At 55.6% G+C, this 10,261-nt stretch carries 12 protein-coding genes; all 12 read right to left on the bottom strand.

The window, feature by feature from the left end:
• Nucleotides 1-2 precede the first annotated feature (2 nt).
• The 12 genes from ACUTSC_RS01520 to ACUTSC_RS01465 all read right to left on the bottom strand — a co-directional run bounded on the left by ACUTSC_RS01520 (nucleotide 3) and on the right by ACUTSC_RS01465 (nucleotide 10,187).
• On the bottom strand, nucleotides 3-695 hold the full coding sequence (locus ACUTSC_RS01520) for a transglycosylase SLT domain-containing protein (protein WP_443003750.1): 693 nt from the start codon (nucleotides 693-695) through the stop codon (nucleotides 3-5).
• Nucleotides 674-1,384, bottom strand: a complete 711-nt coding sequence (locus ACUTSC_RS01515) for a TIGR03759 family integrating conjugative element protein (RefSeq protein WP_443003756.1) — start codon at nucleotides 1,382-1,384, stop codon at nucleotides 674-676. Before ACUTSC_RS01515 ends, ACUTSC_RS01520 begins: the two co-directional genes overlap by 22 nt.
• Nucleotides 1,385-1,394: 10 nt before the next feature.
• A complete protein-coding gene (locus ACUTSC_RS01510) occupies nucleotides 1,395-2,138 on the bottom strand; it encodes a hypothetical protein (RefSeq protein WP_445653046.1) in 744 nt (247 codons plus the stop codon).
• A complete protein-coding gene (gene pilL2 / locus ACUTSC_RS01505) occupies nucleotides 2,135-2,779 on the bottom strand; it encodes a PFGI-1 class ICE element type IV pilus protein PilL2 (protein WP_443003752.1) in 645 nt (214 codons plus the stop codon). The genes ACUTSC_RS01510 and pilL2 overlap by 4 nt, the downstream gene beginning before the upstream one ends.
• 146 nt (nucleotides 2,780-2,925) lie before the next feature.
• Entirely contained in the window at nucleotides 2,926-3,366 is a 441-nt protein-coding gene (locus ACUTSC_RS01500; protein WP_099784035.1) for a DUF29 domain-containing protein, read from the bottom strand.
• A 78-nt stretch (nucleotides 3,367-3,444) separates the two neighbouring features.
• Nucleotides 3,445-3,930, bottom strand: coding sequence for a single-stranded DNA-binding protein (locus tag ACUTSC_RS01495; protein ID WP_443003753.1), 486 nt, complete (start codon nucleotides 3,928-3,930; stop codon nucleotides 3,445-3,447).
• Between the two features lie 72 nt (nucleotides 3,931-4,002).
• On the bottom strand, nucleotides 4,003-4,470 hold the full coding sequence (locus tag ACUTSC_RS01490; protein WP_060558277.1) for an STY4534 family ICE replication protein: 468 nt from the start codon (nucleotides 4,468-4,470) through the stop codon (nucleotides 4,003-4,005).
• A gap of 675 nt (nucleotides 4,471-5,145) precedes the next feature.
• Nucleotides 5,146-7,185, bottom strand: a complete 2,040-nt coding sequence (locus tag ACUTSC_RS01485; RefSeq protein WP_443003754.1) for a DNA topoisomerase III — start codon at nucleotides 7,183-7,185, stop codon at nucleotides 5,146-5,148.
• 13 nt (nucleotides 7,186-7,198) lie between these two features.
• Nucleotides 7,199-7,771: a hypothetical protein gene (locus tag ACUTSC_RS01480; protein ID WP_445653045.1), complete on the bottom strand. Its 573-nt coding sequence runs from the start codon at nucleotides 7,769-7,771 to the stop codon at nucleotides 7,199-7,201.
• The gene (locus ACUTSC_RS01475; RefSeq protein WP_421129477.1) at nucleotides 7,768-8,511 is read right to left on the bottom strand and encodes a PFL_4669 family integrating conjugative element protein; all 744 of its coding nucleotides are present in this window, start codon (nucleotides 8,509-8,511) and stop codon (nucleotides 7,768-7,770) included. Before ACUTSC_RS01475 ends, ACUTSC_RS01480 begins: the two co-directional genes overlap by 4 nt.
• A gap of 19 nt (nucleotides 8,512-8,530) precedes the next feature.
• Nucleotides 8,531-8,890 (bottom strand): hypothetical protein, encoded by a 360-nt coding sequence (locus ACUTSC_RS01470; protein ID WP_445653044.1) that lies wholly within the window; start codon nucleotides 8,888-8,890, stop codon nucleotides 8,531-8,533.
• Nucleotides 8,891-8,906: 16 nt separating this feature from the next.
• On the bottom strand, nucleotides 8,907-10,187 hold the full coding sequence (locus ACUTSC_RS01465; RefSeq protein ID WP_443003770.1) for an STY4528 family pathogenicity island replication protein: 1,281 nt from the start codon (nucleotides 10,185-10,187) through the stop codon (nucleotides 8,907-8,909).
• Between the last annotated feature and the right edge of the window lie 74 nt (nucleotides 10,188-10,261).

Raw genomic sequence — 10,261 nt, 5'->3', positions numbered from 1 at the left:
GATTATGGGTTCCGTGGTTCAATCCAGGTCAGCGCCGCTGTTTGTACCGGTAACACCATGGCCGTGGGGGTTGTACGGGCTCCCCGGACCGGGGCGGAACCCCTGCCGTTCAGGCGTGCCAGCTTTCCACTCACGATGGATTTATACCGGGCTGCCGGTGCGCCGCCGGCGGGGTGGTGATAACACCCGGCGGCAACCAGCCAACTTCCCGGATTGCGGTCATAGCATTCCCGCAGGATGGCCGCTGCCGCGTTGAGGTTGGTGTAAGGGTCAAACGCCTCCCAGGTCGACGTGAAGTGATGGCCGTTCCAGCACAGATTGACCTGGGCAATCCCGACATCGATGCGCTTACGAGGATGTGTTTTCAAAAAGCGCTGCAGCGCTTCCCAGGCCTGCAGGCGGCTGGCGTAACGATACCCTTTGCCGGCCACGTTGATGCTCCAGGGCCAGGGACGCTCAACATCCGGGGCCGGGCCGGCCCCGCGGGTCACCAAGATGATGCTTTTCGGCGCCATCGATGTCTCGGCCAGCGCCACCGAATACAGGGACTCCGGCGGCACCCCGTGACGCAGCGCCACATCCCGGTAACCGGAAGGCACCTGTTGGGTAGCAGCATGAACGACGCCACCGCTCACAACGGTGAGGAGGGCAAGCAGGGGCAACAGCCCCCGGGTCAGAATGCGGCGAGTGTCCATCCGTTCTCCCCTTGTTGCAGCACCACCGGCATCAGGCCGTTGCCGAATTTCATCCAGCGGCCACCGTCATGATTCAGCGTGATTTGACGTGCGCGCACCTTGTCGACGGGAATGTGATGCGCCTTCGCCCAGTTACGTAGCAGACTGTCATCCCCTTTACTGTCGACGAGGTAAATGTCGACCGGCCGGTTATCTGCCAGCACCGCCGCCAGGCGTGCATCGCACTGACCGCAGTCCTTCGCTTTCACGAACAGCGCCAGCCGCCCGCCGGAGTCATGCGCGATACCGGCCGCATTTCCCATGTTCACCGGCAGCACGCCAAGGCGTTGCCAGGCCGCATCCACCTCACGCTGGAACTTGAGTTCTTTCTCTGTGCGGGCGAACTCCTGCTTTACCCACAGCTGCGCGTACTTTTTACGCTCGGCATCGCTCTGGGCCTCGATGCCAAGGGCAGTTAACGGATCAAGCCCCGGAGACTGCGTCCCGCGAGGGCCATCCATCAACTGCTGATAACGCTGGTACTCTTCCCCACTGAGGCCCCACTGCCTGCCCTGCTGCGCCGTCTTGTTCGCCTGGCTCTGCTGAACCTCACTCAGGGTAGACTGGCTGTTCTCGATGGCCGTCTGCTGCGCCGCCTGTGATAATGGGCTCAGCAGCATCAGGGAAATTACGCTGTATTTCAGTTTCATCATCTTCTCCTTACTGAGCGCTGACGGTCTGCAGGCGGCCGTTCACACGAAATGTCGCCTGCCCGTAGCCGGCACTGACCAGGATCCAGCCGGCTAACGACTCCCCTTCCCCGATTAACCGCACATGCGACAAATCACTGAACCCCTGCGGCGCCACAGCCGCAAAGGCCGATGTCCCACGCTGCTCCACCCCGGTCAGCACGAATGGCGCTTTGCGCGCCATACGAGGTACCGCTTTAAGCGGGGAGGATTTAATTGGCGTTGGCTTGTGCTTTGGGATGATTTTGGCGGTCGCTGAAGGCGCAGCGGGGACGTGCGTTGAAGGTGCCACTGCCGGTACAGGCTTTTCAGTCGCTGACTTTTTCACAGACTCAATGCTGTCTTTCAGCGCATTTAACTCAACCTGTTGAGCCTGCAGCTGCTGCTCAAGTTTTTCCGGCAGCCCGGTGGTTAACGTCAGCGCCCCAACCTGCCGCATGAGCGAGTCCTGACGCTCAGCCAGGCTTTTAAGCTGTTTAGCCTGCGCCTGCAGCTCATCGGCCATTGAGTTCATGCCATCCTGCGGTGCCAGTGCTTTCTGTGCCTGCTCAAGCAGGGCAATACGCTGGTCCACATGCCTGATAGTCCCTGAGCCGACAAGGCCTGCAACCAGGACAACAACGACGCCGGCCGTTGCCCCCCAGAAGGTTTGGCTTCGCAGCAACCCTTTTTTTGCCGGTGTCATCGGCATCATTTCGTCATTATGCTCAGTCATTTTTTCTGCCACCCGCCGGTTGCCGTTACCGCATTAACGGGCTGAGGTGCAATGACCGTCGCAGCAGGATGCGCTGAAACCGGTGCTGAAACCGTCCTGGCCAGCGCCACAGTCACCGGCGGAAGCTGTGTCGCCGGCAACTGATACCCGTCACGTAGGCTGTGGCAGACAACACGTTGCACGTCGTCTACCTCAAGCTGCCACGCAGTGCCGGCCAACACTTGCAGAGCCGTACGCAAACGCATCGGCCCCAGTTGGTACTGCACCGCCGGCAGCGCCTGGCGGTACAGTACGCCGTTTGCCGGACCGGTCGCGCACAGGGAATAGCCCGACTGGCGCAGCGCATAACGCAACGCGTCAGCCACCGTCGGTTTTACTGATGCCGGAATACGGATATCGATGATTTGCGAGAGCGGATCACGCTGAACAGCCGCCGGGTCGGTGCTGACCAGTAAATAACGGTCATAGCGCACGACCTCCGGTACCTGCCCGTAAGCATCCGGGCTGACCGGCTGAACGTTGCGGGTGACGGTAACCGAAGGCGTGACAGGGGAAATATCGCGTTGCTGCAGTGGCTGCTGAGTAACGCACCCGGTCAGCATGAGTGCAGCCAGGGAAGAGAAGATAATTGTTTTTTTCATCCGGAAGGTTTCCTGTTCAGTGACAATTGGCAGGTGTCACTGTGCGGTTACCGTCCAGGAGGCTCAATTAACAACTCTTTATTGCTAATCAAAAAAAAACGCCAACCCGAAGGTCAGCGTTATCGAATCATGCTAACGAACCCAAATTAGGGTTCTGGGTAATAATCCTGGTTCAGGATCTGTTCTGTAGTCCAAATGCAAGAAGCGGGTAATTTATCCAGACCGATCCCCGTTTCTTTTGATGCTATAGCCAAAGCATCAAACCAAGTATCTTCCAACCACTCCCGATCGACCATAGCAACTTTCAGACTGGGGGTTTTCTTTAAACGGCGCTCAATCAAACCTCGTTGCCCCTTGATCGTCAGTTCCCAACTAGTACCACGGTGAGTAGGTTGAAATTGCCACTTCAGAAGGTGAGCCAGTAAAACCGCCATCCGGCTGGCCAGTTCGCGCTTTTCACTCTTGCCCACGTCCTCAATCTCCTCGGCAATATTTTCAATATCCAGTTGGCTAAGTTTACCGGCACGCAGTAACGCCGCCTGTTCATTCGCCCAGGCGACCACGTCGGTATCGTAACGAGTTCCCATGGGAGCCTCCGGTATAGTAGATAGAAAAACTGCACACAGCAGACGCTATGTGCAGTATGTCAATGAATGCCATCCAGGTCAAAATGGGATGTCATCATCAAAGTCCATCGGCTGTTCATTGCCGGCAGACGCCTGAGGGGGTGTACCACTGTGGATCGGTTGCTGAGGTTGCCCCCAACTACCAGACGCTGAGGGCCCCGGGTTATCGGTCTGACTACGACCACCCAGCATCTGCATCGTGCCGCCCACGTTAACGACTACCTCAGTAGTGTAGCGATCCTGGCCGCTCTGATCTGCCCATTTACGCGTGCGCAAAGCGCCTTCAATATAGACCTGCGAACCTTTACGCAAGTATTCGCCGGCAATTTCAGCGAGCTTGCCGAACAGCACGATACGGTGCCATTCGGTTTTTTCTTTCTGCTCACCGGTTGCCTTATCGCGCCAGCTCTCAGAGGTCGCCAGGGTAATGTTAGCCACCGCACCGCCATTTGGCATGTAACGGACTTCAGGATCCTGGCCGAGATGACCGACAAGTATGACTTTGTTTACGCCGCGAGACGCCATAATCAAATCCTCATAGGGAATAGAATTAGAAAGGGAAAAACGCCCCGAAAAATCGAGGCGTAGAGGGCGTTATCAGAAAGAGTTTTCCGCGTATTGTTGCTGAGCGGAACCTTGCTGAGGCGGCGTAGAGTCGGATTTCTCAGCCTGATATACCTTTTCCTGACCGATTTTGATCCAATCGACCTTGATAAGGCGGGCTTTGAGGCTGACGCGCTGTTCACCGGCATGTTCGCCGCTGTTGAGCGTGAAGATGTCCGTCTTGGGATTGCTGAGCACAAAACCAATCAGGACCTTTTTGTCTTCATCAACCGATTTTTGACAGCGGTTGATCAGGCTGCTGGCTTCTTTACCGGCGACCGTCACATCGAAACGCGTGTAACTGGCGTTATCGGTAGGACCGGAGAGTCCATTGACGACACAGCTGATAAAGGTGCCATTCGGGCCATTGACTTGACGAATGTTGCTGAGGTACCCCATGCCCTTGATAGTCAGGTTGAAGTATTCAGTTTTAGTAGATGCTTGCTGAGATTGGGTAGACATGATGTTTTCTCCAGGAGTAAAGATTCGGTGACGGAGAAATACACCTTCCCGACGGGAAAGTGTTTCCCGTCGGGGGTCTGCAAAGTCATACGTCAGTGCAGACAGTCTTGATTGTGAAATGGGCCTTCATCACCGCTAAGTGATCCCCGTTCTCAAAGGCTAAACGGTGTTACCGCCACGTGGGCTTCCTCTTTCAGGCTACGAGGCTATTGGCAGTCACCCGAGGGCGTTTCTCACAGACCGCTGAAACTTTGGCTGGCACTCACCCGAAGGCGCTTCTCACAGAGTGCTGAAGCATTGGCTGGTTGTCCGGAGACAACAAGTAAGCCTGTTCATTTTTAATGCAAGCATCGAGAGTGTCAACCGCAATATTCCGTTTTGAGAACCATAAAATAAAAACGGCGTTGATCCGAAAATCAACGCCGCACGGCCGGTACCTGAACCTTCAGTAAATTCTGTCAAACTCCGGGGAGGAACCTAGTCTCCCGACGCGTTTTTCACGGAGTTGCATGCGTCTTGACAGCCAACCTGAGTGTGGAGGCCGCTGACCGAACTGAAGCAGAAAAAAACCATGGGAGAATTTTCCCACCACCGCAGTTACGGGGTACCTATGCATTCTGCAAGAAAGCCAGATAACCTTAGCAAATCTTCCTAACATTAACATCAGGCAATCTCTTACTCCGCACCGGTTGTTTTATTTTTAGCCGGTGATTTTGCTTTATAGCGCTTTGCCTTACGACCACCTTTTGCATCAATGTTGATAATGCCCTGGCAAGTGGGGTAATTACTACAGCCCCAGAAGGCGCCACCGCCTTTCTTGCCTGCACGCCGGCGCATCGTCCCTCCGCATGTCGGGCACGGCGGTGAAGGAGGCGCAGTGAACTTCACCGCCTGCGTCTTCCCTTTCTCCACCAGATGGCCCGTCCACTGTGCCTGGCGGCTCATGAACGTCTCGAGTGTCATCTGCCCCTGGGCAATCTCGTCCAGCGCCTGCTCCCACAGCGCCGTCATCCCGGGGTTGGTCAGCGCGGTCGGTAACGCATCTATCAGTTCGCCGGCAATCGGCGTGGAGAGCAGGATTTTTCCCTTCTTCTCCAGATAGCCGCGTTTAAACAGCGTTTCCAGGATACCGGCACGTGTCGCTTCAGTACCCAGTCCCGCATTCTCTTTCAGCACCTTCTTCAGTTGCGGGTCACTGACGAACGCCGCAGCATTTTTCATGGCGGCGATCAGTGTCCCGTCAGTAAAATGCCCCGGGGGCTTCGTCTGCAGCGTTTTAAGCTCCGCGCCGGCAACCGCGACGGATTCACCTTTTACCAGCGCTGGCAGCCGGACATCATCCGTGTCGGCCGACTCCTCTTTCACCTCGCTCACGTCATGCTGGAACAGAGCTTTCCAACCTACCACCGCCTCGACCTTGCCACGGGTGCGGAACAGTTGCCCGCCGATATTAAAGGTAGCCTCAGTCACATCCACTTCATGTAACGGCAGGAACTGTGCCAGGTAATGCTGACGGATCAGCTGATAGACCTTCAGCTCATCGGCAGACAGCTTGCTCAAATCGAACGGCTGCTTGGTCGGGATAATCCCATGGTGCGCCGTGATTTTTTTGTCGTTCCAGATGCGGGAAACAAAGGCCCTGTCGAGCCTGGCCACACTTTCGCTCTGCGTTGGATCCGTGCGGGTAGCCGCACTCAGCACATCGGCAACCTCTTCCCGCATCGATGTCGGCAGATAGCCGCAATCTGTCCGGGGATATGTGGTCGCCTTGTGCGTTTCATACAGCGACTGCGCGATACTCAGCACTTGGTTTGCGCTCATCCCCCACTTGCGTGAGCAAGCCTGCTGCAGCGTCCCCAGGTCAAAGGCCAGCGGCGCGGACTCTTTCTTGCGCTCGGTCCCTACCTCAAGCACAACGGCATGACCTGTTTGCTGACACAGCTGCACCACGGCCTGCGCCACATTCTGTTGAATACAGCGCTTCTCTTCATCGCAGTAGTTGGCAGCCGGCACCCAGTTCGCAGGAAAAGTAATGCCATCCTTTTGCAGGTTCGCCCTGACTTGCCAGTACGGCTTGGAAATAAAGTTGGCGATTTCGCGGTCACGGTTCACGACCAGCGCCAGCGTGGGGGTCTGTACCCGCCCGATCGACAACACCTCGCCGTATCCCTGTTCCCGCGCCTTTAGAGTATAAAGTCGGGTCAGGTTCATCCCCGTCATCCAGTCAGCCCGGGCACGTGCCAGGCCGGCCTCATACAGGGGTGCAGTCTTCTCGCCAAGGAGTTTGTTTGCCAGAGCATGCCGGATACTGGCCTCGTCCAGCGCAGACAACCAGAGCCGTTGGACCGGGCCGGTAAAGTGGCAATGCTCCAGTAATTCGCGTGCGATCACTTCCCCCTCACGATCCGCATCGGTCGCAATCACTACAGAATTAACCTGTTTGAGCAACCCACGGATGACCGCAAACTGATCGGCAGTGTCTTTTTTTACCGCCATTTTCCACTGAGCAGGCACGATAGGCAGCACAGACTCTCGCCAGGGGTTACCGAACTGTTCACCGTAGGTCTCCGGCTGAGCCTGCTCCAGCAGGTGCCCGATTGCCCAGGTAACGATGACGCCGGCGCCCGCCAGATAGCCCTGCTTACGCTGGGTCGCCCCGAGAATGGCGCCGATATCTTTACCCTGGCTGGGTTTCTCACACAGGTAGAGCTGCATCAGATAACCTCCCTCAGCCCTGACCTTTGGCAACCTGCTGCAGCTGCGTCATCAATCTCCCAAGGTAAGCGTCGGTCAGGTGCGACGTATCCGGTGAGCTGTATGTCACTTTCAGACGGCTGCCGGCGCCGGACTTGACCACTTCGAGCTCAAGGCGATCATTGCCTTTCCATTCCTGCCCCATCTTGTAATAACTGCCCCGATTTGCTGACCAGACCGGGCGTGCTTCATCAATGGAGCTCGCACTCCAGTCACCGTGCTGATCACGCTGGCGCAGACTTTCAAGCTCCTCGGAGGAGATGAACTGATAATGACTTTTCAGCCGCGCCGCCGCGGTATCAACATCCACCGGGAGGCTATAAGTATGATGCACGTCCTGCCGGGGCCCCGAAATACCGGCCCGGGTCATCCAGGGCATGCTAACCTCACTGGAGCCGCCGCTGCCACCGGTTGCCAGCGAATGGGCAGCGTCACTGATTTTTTTGTTCCATTCACCCAATTCGGTGCCTGCGCACCCCGTTAACAATAACGCGGTGCAGAGTACACCTGGCATCAAAAAAGACGTTACCTGTCGATTCATAATCATGATTTAGCTCCTTTTTTTGAAGAAGTGGACGATGTTGGCACAGAAGTTTTATTGAGTGGGGGCGAAAAAGCGGAACGCGATGTGCCAGACATAATGTCTGCGTCAGGTTCCCCCAGACGCTTGACCGCCTCCATACCAACCGGAGTTTGAAGGCGAATATCATCACGCGTTACAGCTACAGATCGGTACTGCTGCACAACCCCATAAACCTGCCGTACCCAATGCCCCCCCTGGCTCAGCAAGTCATCCCGCTTTTGACGGGAGATCAACCCATAGTGCCATGCTTGAAATGCTTTCATAGCCAGTTGATCAAATCCAACGAGTAACCAGACACAACGATACCCGAGCGGAGTACGACTAAATACACCGATATTCAGCGGTGATACTGATGAGACTTCTGACATCGAGACCTGACCCGGCAAGCTGGATAAGACGTTATCAAGTTCTGCGACTGCACTCTGCAATCGCGCGGTGCCACGTTCAATAGCCTGCTCCAACGACAACATCGCGCCATCGGCATAAGGGTTGTCAGCGTTTGAATCAGCATTAATTTTCCCTGCTCGGGCGATGACCTGAGGCATGCTGACTATTTGTGGTTTATTTGACTCTTTCTCACGCTGCCGTCCCTCCCATAACAATATTGCATATTGTGTATGCAACTGGACGGTTAACGTCGATTTGAGCGCTCCTGCGCGAGTTGAAGAGGGTTTGTTTTCTTTATTGCTTGATGAATCAACCATTTTAAGCATCCTGTTTAACTTATGTGTGGCTTGAAATAGTTGCGCCAGCTTGCCCTGGCAACAATCCAAAACTCTTTTTGCATGACGAACAAAAACTCAAAAGGCTATCCCGTTCACTTCTATCTATTGCTGCCAGTGGCAACAGTGCATGCTTTTTAACCAGTGCTGCCAGTGGCAACAGCGCATACTTTTTAATCAGTGCTGCCAGTGGCAGCAGCGCGCACTTTTTAATCAGTGCTGCCAGTGGCAGCAGTGCGTACTTTTTAATCAGTGCTGCCAGTGGCAGCAGCGCGCACTTTTTAATCAGTGCTGCCAGTGGCAGCAGTGCATGCTTTTTAATCAGTGCTGCCAGTGGTAGCGCTGTGTGTTTTTTGAACACCTCTTATTGTTCAGATTTATGACTTATTTTTTGCGCGTGCCATTCCCAAACGTAACTTCGCAACTATGTCGCTGACATGCTCCCGCGAAGCAAGGTGTTGGCGGACCGTATCTGTTGGTTTTGCTGGCGCCGCAGAGCAAGGTATTTGGCGTCGCGGTACAGGCCTGGCAGGTTCTGGGGATTTGGCACTCGCATACAGCTCACCGTTTCGGGCGCGCTTGATCACCGCCAGCAGCCAGCCTGTGGGGTTATTCAGGGTGCCTTTGGCCATCGCCTGCTCAAGACTCTCCAGCACCTGACGGGAAACCTCTGCAGGCAATGCCTTAAGCTGGACACCAATCTGCCGCTGATCATCCGTCGCTATGATGTTCTGCAGTTCGGCCGGCAACTCAGGTACGTACGTTGTTTTATTCACACTCTGTGTGAAAGAACGTACGTTACAGTTCGGTTTCGTTGATGCACCGTAAGTAACTGATTTCACCATGAGTTCGGAAAGCGAACTCGGTGTTTTGCCTCCCTGTTTTACACTGAGTTCGGTATCCGAACTGGGTTTAATTTGACTTAGTTCGGTATCCGAATCCGGGGATTTTTTACTGAGTTCGGCGTCCGAACTGGGGGTATTTTCCTGTCGTTGAGACACTCTGACGGCCATCTGTTGCGGGGTTTGTGGCGACCCCAGCCGTTCAGCAATCGCCGCCATCTGGGAATGCTGATGACGCATTGTCGGATCATGCTGAATATCCGACAGTACCGACCAGGCCGTCTGGCTGACGGTGCGGTTTTTATGCGCACAGCCCATGGCGACCGTATCCAGCCAGGCCGGATCCAATGTCTCCGCATCACGGGCCGAGAGTGGTTCATCGTGTTGGGCATAGATATTCCCCCTCACCCGCCCCTGGCCGTCACGCACACGCCGGCACAAACTGAGCCAGCCGGTCAGGCGTAACATCAGCAGCACGCGGCTGACGGTCTCGCGAGACGCCTTACCATTGAAGGGCGAGGCAAGCTGCAGCTGCAGCTCGTCATAGGTCGGGAACACGGCGCCCTGATTCTGTTGCGCGTACAGGCGGATCATTATCCACGCAGTTTTATCCAGCGGTGACAGACGGGTGTCCAGGAGCAACCGGCGGGGGATGGAGTCATGCACATTGCCCATGTACAGGAGACCGCTGCGCAGATTCGTGACATCGGGATTCCCCGCGTGCTTTTCCGCGCCTATTCGCTCCGCCAGGCGGGCATCCATTTGTTCGAGCGTAAAGGTGATCAGGCTGTCATCAGGTGTTTTATTTATGCTCATCGATTTTGCGCATCCTTTTACGCTGCCCACGCCCACAGGGCGAAAGCATCAAGCGGTTGTTTGCCTAACGGCAC

The organism is Serratia sp. TSA_105.2, assembly GCF_052692115.1.
Note: the sequence above shows the minus strand (reverse complement) of the source record. Positions and strands in the feature narration are given on the sequence as shown.